19 protein-coding genes are annotated in these 19,126 nt (G+C 62.9%); 5 read left to right on the top strand and 14 right to left on the bottom strand.

Annotation, left to right across the window (positions count from 1 at the left end; genetic code table 11):
* Nucleotides 1–40: 40 nt before the first annotated feature.
* From P2869_RS11605 to P2869_RS11555, 11 genes are all read right to left on the bottom strand, one after another.
* On the bottom strand, nt 41–685 hold the full coding sequence (locus P2869_RS11605; protein ID WP_277596556.1) for a hypothetical protein: 645 nt from the start codon (nt 683–685) through the stop codon (nt 41–43).
* Nucleotide 686: 1 nt separating this feature from the next.
* Entirely contained in the window at nt 687–986 is a 300-nt protein-coding gene (locus P2869_RS11600) for a hypothetical protein (protein WP_277596555.1), read from the bottom strand.
* 76 nt (nt 987–1,062) lie between these two features.
* Entirely contained in the window at nt 1,063–1,431 is a 369-nt protein-coding gene (locus tag P2869_RS11595) for a hypothetical protein (protein ID WP_277596554.1), read from the bottom strand.
* 116 nt (nt 1,432–1,547) lie between these two features.
* Entirely contained in the window at nt 1,548–2,354 is an 807-nt protein-coding gene (locus tag P2869_RS11590) for a DUF4942 domain-containing protein (RefSeq protein WP_277596553.1), read from the bottom strand.
* 52 nt (nt 2,355–2,406) lie between these two features.
* Nucleotides 2,407–2,928 carry a hypothetical protein gene (locus P2869_RS11585; RefSeq protein WP_277596552.1) on the bottom strand — a complete coding sequence of 174 codons (522 nt, stop codon included), beginning with the start codon at nt 2,926–2,928 and terminating at the stop codon, nt 2,407–2,409.
* Nucleotides 2,929–3,030: 102 nt separating this feature from the next.
* Nucleotides 3,031–4,077: a hypothetical protein gene (locus tag P2869_RS11580; RefSeq protein WP_277596551.1), complete on the bottom strand. Its 1,047-nt coding sequence runs from the start codon at nt 4,075–4,077 to the stop codon at nt 3,031–3,033.
* A complete protein-coding gene (locus tag P2869_RS11575; protein ID WP_076903711.1) occupies nt 4,074–5,012 on the bottom strand; it encodes a phage capsid protein in 939 nt (312 codons plus the stop codon). The genes P2869_RS11580 and P2869_RS11575 overlap by 4 nt, the downstream gene beginning before the upstream one ends.
* Before the next feature lie 32 nt (nt 5,013–5,044).
* Entirely contained in the window at nt 5,045–6,037 is a 993-nt protein-coding gene (locus P2869_RS11570; RefSeq protein ID WP_277596550.1) for a lambda-exonuclease family protein, read from the bottom strand.
* 71 nt (nt 6,038–6,108) lie between these two features.
* Nucleotides 6,109–7,077: a DUF932 domain-containing protein gene (locus P2869_RS11565; RefSeq protein ID WP_277596549.1), complete on the bottom strand. Its 969-nt coding sequence runs from the start codon at nt 7,075–7,077 to the stop codon at nt 6,109–6,111.
* Nucleotides 7,078–7,167: 90 nt separating this feature from the next.
* Entirely contained in the window at nt 7,168–7,512 is a 345-nt protein-coding gene (locus P2869_RS11560; RefSeq protein ID WP_277596548.1) for a hypothetical protein, read from the bottom strand.
* A 110-nt stretch (nt 7,513–7,622) separates the two neighbouring features.
* The gene (locus tag P2869_RS11555) at nt 7,623–8,402 is read right to left on the bottom strand and encodes a hypothetical protein (RefSeq protein ID WP_277596547.1); all 780 of its coding nucleotides are present in this window, start codon (nt 8,400–8,402) and stop codon (nt 7,623–7,625) included.
* Between the two features lie 284 nt (nt 8,403–8,686).
* Here P2869_RS11555 and P2869_RS11550 point away from each other — a divergent pair, with 284 nt between their 5' ends.
* The 5 genes from P2869_RS11550 (at nt 8,687) to P2869_RS11530 (ending at nt 16,131) form a co-directional block, all read left to right on the top strand.
* Entirely contained in the window at nt 8,687–11,218 is a 2,532-nt protein-coding gene (locus tag P2869_RS11550; RefSeq protein ID WP_277596546.1) for a type VI secretion system Vgr family protein, read from the top strand.
* Nucleotides 11,219–11,223: 5 nt separating this feature from the next.
* On the top strand, nt 11,224–12,171 hold the full coding sequence (locus P2869_RS11545) for a DUF4123 domain-containing protein (RefSeq protein ID WP_277596545.1): 948 nt from the start codon (nt 11,224–11,226) through the stop codon (nt 12,169–12,171).
* A 67-nt stretch (nt 12,172–12,238) separates the two neighbouring features.
* The gene (locus tag P2869_RS11540) at nt 12,239–15,115 is read left to right on the top strand and encodes a T6SS effector BTH_I2691 family protein (RefSeq protein WP_277596544.1); all 2,877 of its coding nucleotides are present in this window, start codon (nt 12,239–12,241) and stop codon (nt 15,113–15,115) included.
* Nucleotides 15,112–15,843, top strand: coding sequence for a putative type VI secretion system effector (locus P2869_RS11535; RefSeq protein WP_277596543.1), 732 nt, complete (start codon nt 15,112–15,114; stop codon nt 15,841–15,843). Before P2869_RS11540 ends, P2869_RS11535 begins: the two co-directional genes overlap by 4 nt.
* A gap of 33 nt (nt 15,844–15,876) precedes the next feature.
* A complete protein-coding gene (locus P2869_RS11530) occupies nt 15,877–16,131 on the top strand; it encodes a PAAR domain-containing protein (protein WP_017776247.1) in 255 nt (84 codons plus the stop codon).
* Nucleotides 16,132–16,686: 555 nt separating this feature from the next.
* Here the strand turns inward: P2869_RS11530 and P2869_RS11525 are convergent.
* From P2869_RS11525 to P2869_RS11515, 3 genes are all read right to left on the bottom strand, one after another.
* Nucleotides 16,687–17,885, bottom strand: a protein-coding gene (locus P2869_RS11525) for an IS3 family transposase (RefSeq protein ID WP_277598123.1) whose coding sequence is annotated in 2 segments (ribosomal slippage) — nt 16,687–17,570 and nt 17,570–17,885 — 1,200 coding nt in all. Because the reading frame shifts where the segments join, the coding sequence is not laid out codon by codon here.
* A gap of 389 nt (nt 17,886–18,274) precedes the next feature.
* Nucleotides 18,275–18,655, bottom strand: a complete 381-nt coding sequence (locus P2869_RS11520; protein WP_277596542.1) for a response regulator — start codon at nt 18,653–18,655, stop codon at nt 18,275–18,277.
* 1 nt (nt 18,656) lies between these two features.
* Entirely contained in the window at nt 18,657–19,058 is a 402-nt protein-coding gene (locus P2869_RS11515; RefSeq protein ID WP_277596541.1) for a response regulator, read from the bottom strand.
* Nucleotides 19,059–19,126 lie beyond the last annotated feature (68 nt).

The raw sequence follows: 19,126 nt of genomic DNA, 5'->3' as shown, positions 1-19,126 counted from the left end.
TGTGTCGCAGGCGCCGCGCAAACGCGGCGCCCGCCCACGATCATGCAGCAGTAGCTGTGTCGCCGGTGGCGATAGCCCCGATCGACACAACGCCTCTCAGGCAGATGGCCCGTGCCGCGTTTGACGACCGGTAAATCGTCCCTTCGTCGCCATGCCGGTCCAGCCTCGCATTGAAGCCTGCGAGCACGGGTGCATTGCAGGCCGGATCGAGCAGCAGCAATGAATGCGCGTCGAAGCTGCGCCCGTTCTGGAGTCCCTCAACGCCCACGACGAGCGCCGCATGTGCGCTCACCGGATGCGGCTGGTTCCAGCCCACGATCACGGGGTTGCCCGCCGCGAGTTCTCTCTCACTGAAACGCAGGATGGAAGCGACGCTTCCGTCGCGCATCACAGGCCGCACGCCAATATTGAGTTCGGCGATGAAGCTGGCGAGCTCCGACAGCGTGAGCCCGTGCAGGTAATGCGGCCACGCGTGGTCCCACACGGCGCGCTCGGCGCCGTCCTCGTGATACGGCAGCCACACTGGATCACCGATCTTACCCAGCAGCGCGAGCGCCATCGCGACGCAGTGCAGGGTACTGCCGCCGTCCCAGTGGCCCTGGTGGCTGAAGAGCTTGGCGCCGGTGGCAGCAACCGCAGGCGATTCGCTGGGATACAGTGCGGCATGGAATTTCTGGATCAGCATCTCAGTAGTCTCCCGGCAGGAGAAAAGTTGTCGCGGAGCGGTCCCACTCCGTGATGACCCATACGGTCTGGCCGTTGGGCAGCACGTAGCTCGACAGCACGCGCAGGCCTGCATCGACGGCGAGTTCGTTCTGCTCGCGGTCGGACTGGCACAGGTCGCCCCAGTCACCGCGCAGATGGCGTACGAGCAGATCGAGGATCGAGACCCGCGCATCGGCGATGGCTTCGACGGCAGCCGGCGTGGCGAGAATGCGGCCGGGTCGGAAGCGCGGCCCAGCCAGACGTGTGGAAGGAAGATTCATGTTGTTTGCTCCAGGCAGGAACATGCCTCCGGACCGGCCGGAGACGTGTCCAGAAAGAGAGAGGGCGGCAGGACCGTTACCGGCCCCGGCGCGTCTGGGTCGTGTTGCCGTCATGGACCGGCCAGCCGTAGCGGCGGCCCACGACCTGTGCGCAATGCAGCGCATCCGCGTGCGTCGTCGGGTCGGCGCAGCACACGAGGTGGCCGTCGGCGCACCGCAGGAAGACGCTGAAAAGCGCCGGGGCGTCGCGGTCGATCTCGCACCAGCTCCAGAGCGGATCGTCGGGATCGGTGCGTTGCCTGGCGCCGTGAACCTCGATGGCGTTGAACCGTTCGGGCTCATGCCGCACCAGCAGGTCGGCGTAGCAGTAGGTCGGCAGCTGGCGTTGCTTCGCGCGGCAGAGCGCAGCCCACAGCTGCCTGAGCGGGGCAATAACGGGTGTCATGGTGAAGGACTCCAGGAAAGGGCGAGCGCAGGCCTCCGGCAGGAGCCGGGCGCTGGATCGCAGGAACAGGTGAAATGGGTTAAGGCAGGTGTGGCGCGGCGAGGCGCCGGGCGGAACTAGCGGACTTCCGAGGCGAGGGCGTTCGGGTAGTGCTTCGCGAGGATCAGGTTCATCTTCTCCACCAGATCAGCACGTTTGAACGTCACGTGCCCGTTGCCATTCCTGAACCACCGGAGATGGAAGTAGGCGTTCTCGGCCCCGGTCTTCCGCGCATGCCGGGCATCCGAAACAAGGCCATACGCGCCCTGCCGGTGATCGGGTTCGGCCTTGCCGTCGAGTATCGAGAACACGCGAACCAGGTCGTCCAGTTCGTTGGTGACGCGGTGATTGGGGAAACCGGAGCTGAGCAGGCAGCGCACGATGATCCGTTTGCCGAAGCGGAACGGCTCATTCGTTTTGTAGTTCCACGACAGCCGCCTGAAGCACTGGATCACGCCGCGTTCGAACATGTCGCCGCGCGCGCCATACAGCTGCGTGAAGGTGGCCTCGATGGTGGCGGCGGTGAGTTCGGGCACGTCGCCTTCGGCAAGCTGCCGGTCCCACTGCTCACGGGCCTGTGCATCCATGAAGGTGCGCACGCCCGATTCGGACAGCAGGTAACTCCAGCCGCGCACGTCGATGACGCGAACGATGGCGGCTTCGGCCTCGTCGCGCTTCGCGTAGTCGCCGGTAACGGATGGCCTGCCACGGCAGGCATAGACTTCGTCGAGCACGAGCCTCGGAAAGCCCAGGTGGGCAGCTTTGGCGAGTTCCTGCGCCTCGCACAGCAGATCGAGCGCCTGGCGCACGCGTTCAATTACAGCGGTGCGCTGGTTCGCCAGACTGGTGATGCTGATGCTCTGAACCAGATCGGTGGTATCCATGATGGAAGAGAAGTGGAGCCCGCCGCAGCGGGCGTGATGGATAACTGCACGCTCACGCAGCCTGCTGAACCGGCTGCTTCGCGTAGCGCCGCAGTCCTTCCTGCACGAGCAGCCCGATGGCGTGCTTCACGCCGTCGGCATCGGACGTGTCGAACGTGGGAAGCGCGGTGACAGACGGCGAACCGCCCGACAGCCCGAACTTCGGATCGACGTGAACACGCGTGATGCCCGCAGCGACGAGCGCGCGGTGCGCGTACTCGGCGAAGTCGTCCGTATGGCCCAGCTTTTCGTTGCAGGCGGTGAGCCTGCGGCTGATGACGGCCATCTTGCGCACGGCGGCGCGCAGCTCGTTCAGTCGCGCGCCGATGTGCGAGTGGTATTCGAGTTCGAAGGCGTAGGCATCCCCGAACTGTTCGCTGAACGAGCAGCGGATGCGGATGTCGCCCATGTAGGCGTCGCCGAAGGCGTTGACGACGTAGTTGCGCAGCTCGACGATGATGCGCCCGTAGCCGTATTCGGAATTACCGTAGCAGTAGGCGAATGGTTCACTGCGCGGTTCGTTGCGTGTGGTCATGACAGTGCTCCAGGTGCAGATGTGCGCGTGCCTCCGGCAGGACCGGATGCAGGCGCGTCGATGGAAACGAAAGGGAAGACGGAGCCGGGCGCGAGGTCGGTGTTATGCCGCAGGCGAAAGCGCGGCGAGCTGGCGGCGCAGTGCGATGGCGCGCGACTGGGAACAGCCGAGATGACGCCTGATGTCGGCGACGGTCGGACGCACACGACCGGCCGCGATGTCATCGGCGAGACGAGCCACGTCGTCACCGGAGACAACAGTGTCGGGCAGCGGATCGTCGCGACTGTGAGTCACGGCTTGGTGACCCGCCGTTACTTCCGCACGACTCTCCGCTACCGCTTCGCGACTGGCCGTCACGCCGACGTGACTGTCCGCGACTGCCGTGGCTGCCACGCCCGTCGCATCAGTCACGCCTGCGACCGGCGCGACCGTTGCGACGACTCCCGGTAACGGCGCAGGCCGCGATGGTGGCGACAGCGCCAGCCACCACAGCAGGCACGCGACGCCTTCCAGGACGGCGGCGAACGCCAGCCCCGAGAGCAGATCGACGCGTGCAGTCGTGGTCCCGAGTAACGCCGCGAGTCGCGACGTGACCGGATCGGCGAGTAACGCATCGCGCTGCGCGACTACCCGGTCGTCTGCTGCCTGGCTTCGTCGCACGTCGCCCGCTTCCGCATCGAGCGCGTCGAGTCGCGCGGCCAGCGTCGCGTGACGGGCGGCACGCGCGGTACAGTCGCGGGAACAGCGCTGCGCATCGATCCACGCGAGCTGCCGCACCACGGCTGCACGGTCTGCCATCACCGCCGTGAGGTTTCGCGCGGGCGTGGTGACCGGCGTAACCGCCACCGTCGTGGCCCGCTGTTCTCCCGCATGCTGCTGCGCGAGAACAAAGAAGACCGCGTGCCCGTAACATGCTGTCGCGAGACACGCGGCCCACAGGACGCTACCCATGACGCGCACGTGAGGCGGCGTGTCATGGACGAGCGCAGGCAGCAGATGGGCGCTCACGACAAGCACCACGCCCGTGGCGACCCAGACGATGCGCTCGGGCAGCGTGCCGCCGCGCTGCCAGCCGGCCAGCACCGACAGGCTGAGCGCGGTCGCGGTGGCGGCAGCAGCGAGAGTAGCTGTCCAGCGCCGCACGCTCATGCCGCCTTGCCGCCGAGCAGCACGGCCTTGCGGTCCAGCTTCTCGCGCAGCGTGGGCTTCGGCGATGTATCGGTAGAAGGTGGCGGGTCGCCAACAGAGGCTTCCGGCGATACGGAGGTGCCCGGCGCCGCGTCTGGATAGAATTCTTCCGCCACGGCGGCGCGCTCGTCGGGACTGTCCTCGAATGCGCCATTGGCGAACCCCGCACGTGCAGCGGCATCGAGCGCTGCCTGATCGAAGCCCGCAGCGCGGCGGCGTGCATCCAGCTCCCGCGCTTCCACCAGCGCCTGTTCGAGCGTGCTGCCCGAACGCACACCGAGATCCACGTAATAGATCGCCGACCTGTAGCTTTGCGTCGTCGACTTGCCCCGCAGCTTCAGCTCCAGCGGCAGACAGGCAAGCAGGTTGCCCGATACGGCACTGAAGTAGTGAAGACGCGCGGCGAGCGTGCGGATCGAGTTGTACGAGGTGGTGCGGAAGATGAACGAGCCCATCTCGTCCTCGTCGCCGATGATGACGTTGAGCCGCGCATACGGCTTGCAGCCGCCCTGCGTGCCGAAGGCGCAGCCGTCCGGAGACGGGCAGGGCAGGGTTTCGATGCCGTTGCCGTCCACACCGGTGCGCCGGCAGGTATGGCCGTCGCCCACGCACACGGGCCGTCCCGTGTCGCGGTCGAACAGTGAGTAATCCGCCCGCAGGTTCAGGTCGGGAGCGTTGAACAGCATGCGCACGGGGATGGCGCGCAGCTTGCCGGTGGTGGCCTTGCGCAGCTGTTCGTTGAGCGGATGCAGCAGCCATTCGCCGCGCTGCTGCACCTGGGTAGTCAACGTGAACTGGTCGTCCTTCTCGGGCATGCGTTTGCCGCCCTTCTCTACGATGCGCCCGATAGAAATCCTGCCGACAACCGGTGGTGTAATGGAAAGTCCCTTGAGCATGATGGTCCTCGAAATGGACAGTGAAGGGGGAATCAGGTGGAAACCAGAAAGCGCCGCGAACCGGGCCGGTCCATGGCGTACTGCGTTTCGAACTCGGGGTGATCGGCAAGCAGCCGCCTGAGGTCGACGGTGGACGAATCGCGGCTGCGCCTGAACGACACGGCGCCGGTCTCGAACACCGCACGCGTGGCCTCGCCCATGGCCTGGATAAGCGTCTGTTTCAGCAGCGCTTCCTGGGCCTCGCGCTGTTCGATCTCGGCCCGCACCGCAACGAGATCGGCGAACACGGACGACAGCCGCCGGTCATCGGTAAAGTCGACGGTGCCGCCGTTGCCCGGATACAGATGCCGCAGCGCACGCTCTGCCGACTCCGACCCGTCGGCTGGCGGTGGCGTGTCGGTCTCGACGTAGCGCCAGAATTGCTGCTCAAGCTCGATGAGCCGTGCAATCAGCGCGTCGTCACGCCCGATGCGGAACACTTCCAGCGCCTGACCACACAGCAGCACGGCGACGTGCGCCGCCGTCTTGCCCGTCACCGCAAGCTGGTGCTGCACCTGCAGTTCGACGTACTCCGGCACACCTTCCCGCCACAGCCGCGCGCCAAACTCGCCGGCGGTCTTGCACTCCAGCAGCTGGATGTCCCGGCAACCTACGACTTCCCGGTCAACGTTGGCGAGCATCCAGGGGATGGTGGGATGCCGCAGTACCGCATTGACCCGCCGCACGCGATTGCCGGTCTGCTTCGTGTACGACGCGGCCACGATGGGTTCGAGCAGCGTTCCCCAGTAGGTGGGCGAGGTCGTATCGTCCGGTGAAGGACGCGGCATGCCCTCGGCCCGTCCCGTCTTGTCGAGCCACAGTTCGAGCGGGCTCATGTACGGATTGAGGCCGACGGCAGCAGCGGCATCCGAGCCGCCGATGCCGGTACGGCGCACGGCGAGCCAGTCTTCGCGTTCCAGGTGCTTCGTTTCGACGAGCCTCAATGCGGGCCGCCTGCGTGGCCCGTCGGGTTGTGTCGCGCTCATGGCGTCTCCAGAAGTGCGAAGGCCCGGCAGGCGAACCTGACCGGGCCGGTGTTGAAGGGAACGGGGAGGAACTACACGACGAGCCGCAGCGCTTCATCCCACGCCTTCTGCTTGAGCGCCGCACCTGCACCGAACCACGCAGCATCGAGCCGGTGATCCTCACTGCGCGCGCGACGATGGTGGTCCACGTATTCCGTCACGGCATTCACCAGGCCCCACGCGCTGCCCGAAGCGGAAGCGAGATCGGCACCCTTGCCGCGCCCGGCATACAGCTGGCCCACCGCCTTGATGGCGCGCTCATTCACTGCAACGGCGTCACGGTCCGCCGTTGCGGCCGGCGAGTACGTGAGCACGCGCCGCAGGAACTTCTCTGCGGCGGCATCGGAAACCTTGCGCTCCGACAGCGCCTTCATACGCACCATAAAGGCATCCCACGAAGACACGGCGATGCCGAGCTGACGTTTCACGGCCGCCGCGTCGAACTGCGAGCGGTGCGGCACCTTCACGGCGCCAGTGCCGTCGCCCAGGGCGATGGCGAGTGTGTTGTTACAGACCACGCGTACGCTGGTGAATTGCGCGGTCGTCGCCAGCGATCCGTCACAGGCTGTGGCGAGCAGCAGATAGCCGTTGACGGTATCGCGGCCCTTGAGCGTGGCCGACTGTCCCGTCTTCGCGAGCGCCCACAGTTTCTTGCCATCTTTCAGCACACCGGCTGTTTCAAGCTCAAAGCCGCCCACCTCCGTGAGGTCGCGGTAGAACTCGAGTATCTGCGCGGGCTGAACCACGTTGTAGCGCGCCGACACAACGGACAGCGGCGCCTTCGTGTCCGAGCGGTAGAGCACCTTCTGTTCGGGAAACGCGTGGATGGCGCCGAGGTTGCGGTTGCCGCTGGCGACGAAGCGCACTTCGGCTTCCTCGATGGTCCAGTCCATGCCGGCGGCGCGGCTCCAGACTTCGAGCGGCTGGTTGGGGGCGAGTCTGTTGCCAAGGCCATGCCACGGCTCTCCACCAGCATAAGCCATTGTTTGTACGAGATGCATGTGGAACTCCTTTGTGAACGAAATGCATAAAGCCCGGCACAGGGCCGGGCGCAATAAATGGATACAGGAAACGTAAGGGCCAGTGGTGCGTTAGCGCGGCTGGATGCTGAAGGTGCGTGCGCAGGCAAGACACCGCCAGTTGTCGAGGACCTTCTGGTCGACGGTATCGCCGAAGGCCGCTCCGGTGGCGCAGCCTGCCGCGCCCGCCACGAACCCTGCCAGGATCGCGCCGGCCACGCTGCCCAGCGGGCCGCCGATCATGCCGGCCGCCGCGCCGGCTTCGGCACCGGACAGGGCAACGGCGACGGCGCCCCCTGCACCCGCTGCGGCGCCGACTGCACCGCCGATGCGCCGCGCGACGTGACGCGGTTCCGTACGCGTTGACTGGCAGTGAGGACAGGCCTGGCCTCTGCCGGTACCGGGCGGTTCATGCATGGCCCGTGTCCTCCCGGTGTGACGACCACGCTGCGCGGTGAAAGAGGTTGAACATTGTGGAACTCCTGTGTGTGACGACAGCTGCGCCCGGCCACATGTGTGGTGGTACTTCAATGGATGTGTGCGCCGAAGACGTGTCCGCATGCGCGGCACCGGTAGTTCGGGAGCAGGTTGTCGTCAATGGCCGCTCCGACAGCGGAGCCGGCAGCGCAGCCGGCGGCACTGCCCAGCAGACCGGCGATCACGGCACCCGCAAGGCCGCCAAAGATGGAGCCCACAGGACCGCCGATGGCGCCCACTGCGGCGCCCGTTTCGGCACCCGACAGCGCCATGGCGAACCCGCCGGTCGCGCCTGCCACGCTGCCGATGGTGCCGCCCGTCCTGCGTCCCACATCCAGTGTGTCGATCCGCGTCGAGTCGCAGTGCGGACAGCGTGCCGCTGCGGCAGCGGTGGATGAATCCGCACCGCTGCCCGGCCACGGAAAGAAAGGGGAGAACGTGCCGTCGGGATCGGGTGGCGTATCGCGGACAGGCTGTATGGGAGTTTCTGTGTCGGGCGGGGGTGGCTCAAACGCAGGCTCATCGTGGAAGCCGGTGCGGCGTTCGCGAACCGGCTCCGGAGTGAGGGGCGAGGCAAATGAGTGCGCCGCGTGCAGTGCATGGTCGGGATACGGCGCGAACGCTTCCCACTCGTTGCCCTCGTCGAAGGCAGAGGGAGGCGGGCAGGTGCGGGGTGGTGTGGCGCGTGCGGCACTGGCAGGCGGCGGCCCGACAGGTGAGGGTGGCGTCGGTGCGCGGCGGCGCATCACGAGCCACGCGATGGCGGCAGGCACGGCCACGAGCGCGAGCGCCATGGCAGCGAGTAGTGCAGGGTGAAGGGAAGGATTCACGGAGCCTCCTGGGCGAAGTGCGCCGCTGCGGGATTGCAGCGGCGGAGCGGCCTCAGATGGCCGTGCTCAGGCAGGTGATATGTGGTTCAAAAAATCTGCATTACCAGCATAGGAAATTTTTTCCTGATATTTTCCAGGTGGGAATTTATTACCTCGCAAAGTTTGGCCGTTAATTTATTAAAGAAAGATAAATTGCCGCTCTCCCACTATTGTGGTGGTCCAAATGGCATCTATAATCAGCGCTCGGCAGAAACCCAACCGAATACCAACCAAGGGCGAGCTGCATGAGCCACACCGCGCTTTATAAGACGTTGCGTCTCGGCGACGCGCAATACAATCGCCTGGTCAAGCTTGATACGCCGCTCGGCGTCGATTGGTTATTGCCGCTCTATGTAAAGGGAACGGCCAGACTCGGCCGGGATTACGAATTTGTAATTGATGCGGTTTCGGCGCGTGGCAGCCAGATCGAACTCAATGCGTTACTGGGCAAACCGGTGACGCTATGGCTTCAGCAAACAGACGGTTCGTATCTTCCCTTCCACGGTTATGTGCACCGCTTCAGCCGGCTCGGTTCGGACGGTCCGCTCACCTTTTATCAGCTGCGTTTCTCGTCCTGGCTGTATTTCCTCCGCTTGCGCCGCGACATGCGTGACTGGCAGGAGCAGACGGGTGAGCAGATCCTGACCGACGTATTCGATCAGCACCCGCAAGCTCGTGGAGCGTTCCGCTTCGCGCTGCAACGCCCCATGCCTTCGTACTCGACCCGCGTGCAGTGGGAATACGACTGGAACTTCGTGCATCGAAGCCTGGAAGAGGTAGGCGTATTCGCTTACTTCGAGCAGGCAGACAACGGGCGGTCGCATACGGCGGTGTTTATCGATGACGTTTATTCAGTCCCGACGCTCAGGCAGCCGGTTGTCCAGTTCGGTCGGATGGAAATCGGCGATGAGTTGGACGGTTTTACGCAATGGAAAGAACAGCTTCAGATGGAGAGCGCACAGCTCACCACGCGCACGTTCGACTACAAACGGCCCGATCTCACCCGCGAGGTGCAGACCGGCACCAGTGAAGACGGCGAGCAGCCTGCGTACGGCGAGGTGTACGACTACACCGGCGCGTACACGTGGTCGGACCGCGATCAGGGTTCGAGGCAGGCGCAGATCCGGCTGGAAGAGCGAATGTCGCGGATGAAGCGGTTCCACGGAGTGGGCGCGTTACGTTGCGCATTGCCTGGCAGGCGTTTCGAGCTCCGTGGACACCCAGTGCACGATGCGGGAAGCCAGCCGGACCGCGAGTTTGTGCTGCTCACGGTCGACTGGTCGATCCGCAATAATCTGGCTGGGATGGACGGGGTAGCCGAGTTCCCTGAGAGTCTGGGCGCCGAGCTTTCCCAGGTAAGTGACGGCGCGACTGTCACTCATCCGGACGGAAGTGCAGGACACTTTCGCGTGATGGTGGAGGCGCAGCGGCGCCAGGTGCCCTTCCGCAGTCCGTTCGAGCACAGAAAGCCGGTCATGCAATTGCAGAACGCGATTGTGGCCGGTCCCCAGGGGGAAGAGGTCTACACGGACTCGTTGAACCGTGTGAAGGTGTGGTTCCAGTGGAACCGCCGTAACGGGCAGGACGAACGCGCTTCGTGCTGGGTACGGCCAGCATTTCCGGATGCGGGCTCGACACGCGGCGGTATCCAGCCACTGCGAAAGGGCGACGAAGTGGTCGTCGGCTTCATGGAGGGCGATTGCGACCGTCCAGTGATCATCGCGCGGATGTACGGCGGCGCGACACAGCCTGTCTGGCACACAAACGGACTGTTGTCGGGGTACCGCTCGAAGGAGTATGGCGGCAGCGGGTACAACCAGCTCGTCATGGACGATTCGACCACGCAGAATCGCGTGCAGCTGTACTCGAGCAGCTACCAGTCGCATCTGCACCTGGGGTATCTCATCCAGCAGACGGACAATACGCGTGGCGCCTATCTGGGTAGCGGCTTTGATCTGAAGTCGGACGCCTACGGTGCGATCCGCGCAGGACAAGGGTTATTTGTTTCGACTCATCCGGCATCGGTCGCGCAGCCTCTCAATGTAAGCCCTGCAACTGAGCAACTCGCGAGCGCGGAAAGCGTGATGGAGCTCGCTTCCCAGGCCAGTACCGAGAATCGGGCGGAAAGCCTGCAGGAGGCGCAGGACGCCTTGAAGAAGTTTACCGACGCCACCCAGTACAGCATGTCTGGCAGCGCCGGTACTGGCGGGCGCACGGCCGGAGGCGGCACGGGCAACGCGAATGGATTCGCGACGCCCGTCATGCTCGTGGCGAGTCCCGCCGGCATGGGCTTGTCGACCCACGATTCAACGCAGATCACGGCGAACCAGCATGTCAATATCGTGAGCGGTAAGAGCACGCATCTTGCCGCCGGCAAGTCGCTGATTGCCAGCGTGATGGAAAAGGTGAGCCTGTTTGCGCAGAACGCCGGCATGAAGCTTTTCGCGGCGAAGGGAAAGGTCGAAATTCAGGCCCAGGGTGACGCGATGGCGCTGTCTGCGCTCAACGACGTGACGATTACCAGTTCGAGCGGCAAGCTGGTTCTGTCGGCCGACAAGGAAATCTGGATCGGTGCTGGGGGCTCGTACATCCGTATCACGGCCGACATGATCGAAAACGGCACATCCGGGCAAATTCTCGAAAAATGTGCGTCGTGGGACAAACCCGGCGCATCGACGATGCGCATGCCGGCGCAGGTGGCGAGCGTCGCGAAGGGCTGTGCATGGAAGACCGCATCGGCGGCCGCAGATAGCGCATCGAGCGTCGCACTGGATTGAGCGCCATGGACTTCGATCGTAAGGGCGCAGATGCTCGCTTAAATCCAGATGCAGTCGACCCAGTCGCGCAGATGACCGCCGAGCTTCGCGAGCATTTCCGCAAGCGCGGTGATTCGCGTTGCGTGCTCGTGGTGGACCCCGCGTGTCGAGCTTTGGTCGATCGACCGGAATCAGGGATCGTCTTCAGTGAGCAGCCACGGGCAACCGTACCTGTCGTGCATGACGCTTTTCCGCCGGAGCATTCGCCCTACCTCCTCGAGCTGGATCTTTCCGCTCCCGAGGGTGCGCGTCTGTTGCGGGAAAGCGTCCGTCTGGCGGCTGAGGATCGCGAGCCGGCGCGTATCGCGCGTGGGCAGGGACAACGCATTGGCGGCTGGCTGACGAGCAACGCATCACTGGACGACATAGCAGCGCATTGGTCCCATCTGGTGTTGCAGAAAGATGATCAGGGGACCACGTGTCTTCTGCGCTTCTACGATAGCCGCGCACTCGCTCTTCTTTGGGGCGCCCTCAGCGCGGGGCAGCAGCAGGTGCTGCTTGGCCCCGTCGCGGCGTGGCATGCTCCAGACGCGTGCGGCCGGCTGCACGCCTATACGAGCGATCAGGCGCTTCAATCCGAGCTGCAGATTGAGCCCGAACAATGGTTTGCTATCCGGCTGCACGGCTTTATCAACAAAGCCGTTGCGCTGCACATGCATGAAACCGGACGCCAGCCTCGTCCGAGCGAGATCGATACGGCGGTGGCGGCGGCGTTGCGTGCCGGTCGAAATGGGCTGACGGACCCTGAAGACCTGGTTGCCTTCATTCGCCATGCCCTCGTCTGGCATCCGCGTTTCGATGCGCACCCCAGGGTGCGCGCACTCCTGTCGCGACTCTCGCCTGATGACCAGTATTCCTGGCTCGTCAGCGAACTTTCCGACGAAGAGATTGAGGAAATCAAACGTGGAGAATGAGATGACAGCGCGCAGGCCGGCCCGGCAGGGTCTGCTACCCGATCAATAATGTAAAGAACAGCTCGCCATGGCTACCACAGAAACCCAATGCGCAAACTGCCAGAAGACGGGGCTGCCAATTTTGCCGGTGCGATACACCGTTCTGCCTTCGACTGTCGCGGCAAAGATTCCCGCAGGTATCAGCGGGCACGGGGTGACGGATGTCGCGCTGAGCGAGCATCGCTATGGTGTCCGGATTCTCCGCGAGGGATGGCTATACCTCTTCTATGTGAAGGGCGCGAGAGGCAGTAACTATTGGGAAGCGTACAAGGTCACGGCCGATGGCCGGCTCTGGAAGCAATCACTACCGTTGCCCCAGGTTCCGGTTACCCATCCGGCGTGCGCGCAGTGTGCGGTCGCTGTGCCGATGGACATCATTGCGATCGAACGGCCGGAGAAGTGTGGCGAGGTCTATATCGCGTTTTCCGAATACCCCTGGCACGACGACATCTTCAAGCAGTACGCGTCGGATGCAGCGTTGCGGAAAAAGCGGATGCAGTGCATCGAGCCGGCGAAGTGGATTGCAGGCGGGACGAACAGTCACGCGGCAATCGCCACGGAACAAGGCATCGACGAGGTGATCGAGTACATGCCGGGCTTTGATCCCAAACTGTTGCAGCCGCCTCCGTTTCAGTCGCCGGGACACACGCTGTCCGATGCGACCGGGCGTTACGATCCGTCGCTTGTGCGACAGGAGGCGACGCGCTATCCGCTGGCGATCCGCCAGGCAACGCCCCTTTCAGCCAGTGCAGCGCTGGTGAAGCTCATGCATACCGTTGGCGCGACAAAGGCTGGCCAGCATCATCCTCCCATGCTGCTGGCGCTGTGGGATGCGATCGGAAACGTCCACGAGTTGAACGGCTTTCGCAACGACGCGGGAAGTATGCTCGCCGTCTATGTGCGGGAGCGCGCCGTGCAGATAGACGCGTTGGACTCGGTTGGTGCTGCAGAAAAGGCCGTCCGTAATGGTGCGGTTGCGTCGACGGGACGTTGGCGTTCCGCGCGCCAGGCGGCCTGGGAAGGCTTCATGAGTGCACCGATGGCGGGTGAGGCCGTGATGCCCGTCCTGCAATCGCCCGAGGAAGAAGCCGCTTCGGCAAAGCGCATCGAGGACGCCGGGCGGATCAGTCCTGCCGAGGCGAAGAAGATTGGTGACGCCGAATGGCCGAAGTACGAGAAGAAGCTGAACCTGTCGAAATACAAAGGGTTCAAGCCATGGTTCGAGTCGATCCAGAAGGCCGTTGCCGAGTTGCAGGGCCACCGTACTGCCGATGTCGCGGCGTGGCTCAAGGCACCCCTGCTCATGGCGACGCTGCACGATTATCACGAAAACGATGTTGCCAACGGCCTGGCGTTCGAAGGAGTGGTGAATGAAGCGATTACCGGTCTGCCGTCTGAAGAGAAAGGTGCAGAGGTAGTCGTCGATCTGGTGAATCAGACCGATCCTACCCAGCCGACAAGTCTCGTATGGCGTGCGTTCGCCTACAACCAGGCCCAGCCGAAGGTAGAGATCAAGGAATTGCTCGCGCAGGCTACCGCGCACAAGTCGACGACGATGGAGCAAGTCGGCGAAAGCATGGAGACAGTAGCCAAAGTGCTGGAGAAGCTGAAGACCTTCGTCGAATTCCGGGAAAAGATGGGTGAAGTAAAGGAGCACGAGCAACCCATCTCGGCGACCGAGTACGCACTGAAGAAATTCAGGACAGACCGGCTCATTGTCACCATCGGGGACGCGTTGTTCAAGTGGACGTTGATGGGAAAGGTTGCAGATTGCGCGGGAGCCTACATGATTCGCGGCGCCTTGCTCATGCGCATCGGAATCAGCCAGAAGGATACGATTGGTCTCGTCAGGGAGTCGGCCAAAGTCGAGCCGGCGATGAGGGCGAAGCTGCAGGCCGGCTACAAGGCTTTACGCGCGCGGGGCGTTGCCGCCGCGGAAGCCTATGCGCAGACCTTGCAGGCGCTCGCCGAGGACGATGACGGCAAGCTGTTACGTGCAAAATGGAACGCCGTACGATTGACCTCAGAGGGGGCGGAAGCCGTCCATCCTATTCGCATAGCATCGACGCTGGCCATCATCGAGGTGTTCTGCTTCACCGCCAGCCTGGCGAAGGCTGACAAGAACGGCGAAGACTATGCGCTGCTGTTCGGCAGTGGCTTCTCCGCGACATCGGCGTGTCTGCAGGCATCGACAAAGGCGATGACTGCGATGGCAAAGGATGCGGCGCAGACATTGGCGAATCTGAAGGCGATAACGGGCTATTTGAGCGGAAGCGCTGCGGCGATCGCGGCCGTCGTGGACTTTGGAAAAGGTGCGGAGCAGGTAGGTAAGGGACGGGCAGGATTTTCTTCCCTTTACTTCATAAAAGGGACGCTCGGCTTGGCGGGGGCCACTGCTAACCTTCTGACCGCTATGACTTCGTCGGCACCACTAATTGCGCGCGTAAGCGGCGGTCGCAGTGTTGCGTGGCTGGGGAAGGTAGGGGCGGGAATCGCTGGGGCGACTGCTCGAAATGAGGCAATGGCTGGCACCGCCGCTAAAGCAGGTGCTGGGTCTGGATGGCTCGAAGGGTGGTTCGCCAAGTCGAAGGCTGCAAATGCCGTTGGAAAGGTTGCGATAGGTGAGGCGGCGGCGGAAGCCGGTGTGGTTGTTGGCGAACGTGGTGCGCTACTTCTGATCGGTCGTGCCGTGCTGTTCATGGCTGGCTGGGAAGTCGCGGTGGTTATTACGGTGATTCAGTTGCTCATCTGGTATTTCTCAGATAACGATTTACAGACGTGGATGGAGAAATGCGCGTTCGGACAAGCGCCTAACAAGCCCGCCTGGCCTGCGGATAAGCAGCACGAAGAATTCGAAAAGGCATTGAAATCGGTCGGTTTAGAGGCGGACGAGGGCTCGGAATGAAGACAACTGATATGTCGTCGACACAACTACTACGCGGTCGTGTTCAGAATTTGCGGAAGACGCGCTGTAGCCAGGACTTCTTCTTCACTCCGGAGGATCGGGCGAAGATGGGCGGCACGGCCATCGCTGCAGGTCTCGCAGGCTTGGGTGGCATTGCCACCGGTCTATCCGGTATGGCCATGGACACCACCGAAGAAGCGGATCTGCTGGAGTTCGAACTGGATGGAAAACAGGTTAGGGCATGGGTTTGGGTTTCAGTCTTCGAGGATGGAGACGAAGTCGAGGTAGTGGCTGAGCGTTGGGGTGATGTGTGGCAAGGATATGGCATTCGCCGCCTTACTGACCGGATTGTGGCACTTCACCCTCACTGCAGTCGCGGACGATACGCACACTACAAAGCTTTCGCCAAGTGGTGGCTCATCGCAGGTGGGGCACTGGTACTGACGGGGTGCGTCATTACGGTATTAATGGCGCTGGTAAAGTCCATTGATGACTGGAAGGGGATTTTCGTAATGTGCGCTTTAGGGGGATTAGGGTCCATGGCGATTTTCGGTTTGATCGCGTATAGAGTTGCGGGAAAAATGACTGGATTTGTCCGTCTTGCTGAAGGCATTTTCCAGGGGTTCGGCTGGAAGAACGTCAAGAGCATTGATCTTCCAGCATTAACAAAGAAAAACAAGCGACCGGAAGATCCAGGCGCACTAGGTGTGTTGTACTTTCGATACTGACCAGGCTGTACGAGTGATCCGGAGGTCTAAAGCATGATGAACCTGATCCGCGTCGGCGACGATACGGACCATGGCGGCAAAGTCATCACAGGCTCATCGGTCATGCGCTTCGATGGCCGTTTCGTTGCCCGAAAGGGCGACGAGGTATCGTGCCCGCGCCATCCCGACGTCAAACCGAATCTTATTGAGGAAGGCGACGAATCGATGACCGATAACGGTATTCCGATCGCCCGGCATGGCCATCGCGCAACCTGCGGTTGTCATCTGATATCGAGTCTCACCGAATGAGCCTGAGTTCTGAGCCGCCTGTCCCACCAACTGGCGGCACGGAATATCGTTGACTCGCAGGACCCAGCGTCCTCGTGACCAGTGTTTGATCCTGGTGCGCGTTCAATACACGTGCACGATTTCCCCGGCTTGCTGCCGTCCGATGTGAAGTGGCGCAGTACGGCGTGCGTCGTAGCCTTTCTCACCATATTCAACCCTCCGAGGTCGGCGAGCTGCTTCCTTAGCGCCGCTCGCCCAATGACGGGATAGTCGCAGACCGGTTGATTATCCAAAAAGCATAATCTCTGTCGCTTTTTTTCACACCTTGTGATCTGTCTGTTGATAGACCAGTTCCGGGCCATTATGCCAGCACCCATGAGCGCGCCGGCTGGCGTGCGCCGGTTGCGCCGCTGCTCGTCTGGGGCGGCAAGTATCACAACCCACATGTCGAGGCAGTCGACGTTGGATGCGTTCGCCAACATCAGCTGAGACCGGACGAATCTCGCCTCGACTAGGTCCAATGTTTTCCCGATGGCCCCTGTAGTTGCCCCTGCAACTCAGGACACGCGGACCCCGTTAGGTTGATGTGACCGCGGCGCGCCTGAACTCGCGAGGCGAGCGGTATTTCAGGGCTTTGTGCGGGTGGCGCTCATTGTATTGCTCGAAGGCAGCGGCGAGATGTGTGAGCGCCGTGGGCACATCGGACTTGTCCATAAAGGCGACGTAATCGTGCTTCATCGTTTTCACGAATCGCTCGGCCATGCCGTTGCTTTGCGGCGAGCGCACGGGCGTGGTCAGCGGCTCCAGGCCAAGCTCGCGCGCGAAGCTGCGCGTGCGATGGTCGATGTAGGCCGAGCCGTTGTCCGTCAGCCACTCGATGGGCTGCGCGACCTGCGTGGTGCCGAACCGTTGCTCGACAGCAGCCAGCATCACGTCGCGCACCACGTCGCCACTGTGGCCGCCCGTAGTCGCTGCCCAGCTAATCGCTTCCCGGTCACAGCAGTCCAGCGCGAACGTCACACGCAGCGGTTGGCCGTCGTCGCATCGGAACTCGAAGCCATCCGAACACCAGCGCGTATTGCTCCGCTCCACGGCCACGCGACCGTCGTGCCGCCGCTTGTCCCGCCTCACGCCAGGCCGACGCAGCAGCAACTGGTGCTCTCGCATCACGCGGTAGACCCGTTTGTGATTGACGCACGGGGCACCGGCCATCTCGCGGCTGCGTCGCAGCAGTGCCCAGATGCGCCGGTAGCCGTAGCTCGGCAGACCTGCCACATGCGCCCGGATTTCATCGAGCAGGACTGTGTCGTCGGACATCCGTGCGCGACGGCCATCCTGCCAGCCGGCATCACGAACCTGCTTCACCGCCACGGCAGAGCGCGCCACGCCGAGAACTTCGCAGACCGTTTTCAATGGTCGTCCCCCGGCAGCAAGGGCGAGCGCGCAATCAGGTTTTTTGACCGGCCCCACTCGACTGCCTCGCGGAGAATCTCATTCTCCATCGTCTTCTTCCCGAGCAACCGTTGCAGTTCCTTGATTTCCTTGATGGCGGCGGCCAGTTCCGATGCAGGCACGACTGTCTCGCCCGCTTTGACTGCCGCCAGGCTGCCCTCCTGGTACTGCTTGCGCCACCCGAACACCTGGTTCGGATTGACGCCGTGTCGTCGGGCCACGGCCGATACCGACGCGCCGGGGGCTAACGTCTCCTGCACGATGGCGATTTTTTCCTGCACGGTGCGCCGACGACGACGCTCCGGCCCGCTCAGAATTTCGATGCTTTCCACGTAATGACTAGGCTTCGTGATGGTCACAAGACTATCCGTATTTTAAGAGAGTGCTCGTGTCCTCAGATGCGTGGGGCTACTCCAGCCCCATCTGGGTCCTCCCAGCCCGTCGCCACGGATCTGCGCCGTACTGCTACACCTCATAGTAGCGGCCTCTACCCCGAACAACGTGCGCATTCGCTCGTCCTTCGCCGCAGAAGCGCCGCTGAGATCGATCGTTGATTTGCAAATCAACACCAATTCCGGCCATTGATGCGCAAGCCCTCGCCGAGAGTTGAGCGTCGTCTATTCGCGACAATGTAGACGGACTGCCATCTGCTTGATCACAGGTGACAACGTGAGCGAGGTATACGATCTTGCCTTCCGCAAGCGTACGCCGATCAGGAGCGGTCCCGGTTCTTTGTGGCTCGCAGCCGCTGGATCTGCTCCAGCACAGCGCGATGATCGTAGGGCTTCGAGATGGCGGGACCATCTTCGCATAGTCGGGCCGCTCTCTCGACCGACCCGGCGATGCTGCCTGCGAGTACGACGCGAATATCGGGAAATCGCTCCCTTATCCACTTCGCGAGGGCAAATCCGTTGCGGTCCTCGCCTGCGACGTCTGCAAGGACGATGTCAATAGCAGACGGTCGTTCGGAGATTAACGTTCGTGCCTCCACACTGTCATTCGCCTCGATGACGAGGTACCCGCACTGACGGAGGTATTCGGCAAGTGGAGCGCGAACCAGTATGTCCGCATCCACGATCAGGACATGGGGCAAATCACGAACCTCCTTCCGGCAGTCGCAGGCCAAGCAAAGACAGAAGCAGCGCCACGGTATGCTCAAGGCTGAACGGTTTTGCGACGAACAGCCGTGTCGGTGCGCCTGCTCCCAGATGAGTCTCACCGGAGGCGAGAACGACGGGAATTTCAGGGTGTTCTTCGGCCATTAATGCGGCTAGTTGCCGCCCGTCGATACCGCCAGGCATCTGTATGTCGGAGAATACAAGATCGACCTTTCCGCCGGCGCGGATGTAACCCAGCGCTTCATCGGCGCAACTCGCTTCGATGACCACAAAGCCAGCCGTACGCAGCGCTTCTGCGAAGGCTACCCGCACAAGCACATCATCGTCTGCAACCAGGACGCGGGCCGCCGCTGGTTGCGGCTGCGGTTGAGGCAACATGGGCTCCCCGTGGAGGCGTAACCGGATCGCATGAACAGAGCAAACACTGTTCCCGGTCCGTACCGTTC

It is taken from the genome of Paraburkholderia sp. SUR17 (assembly GCF_029536165.1).
In the GTDB taxonomy this organism is placed as follows: Bacteria; Pseudomonadota; Gammaproteobacteria; order Burkholderiales; family Burkholderiaceae; genus Paraburkholderia; species Paraburkholderia kururiensis.
This window is presented reverse-complemented; position numbering and strand designations above follow the sequence as displayed.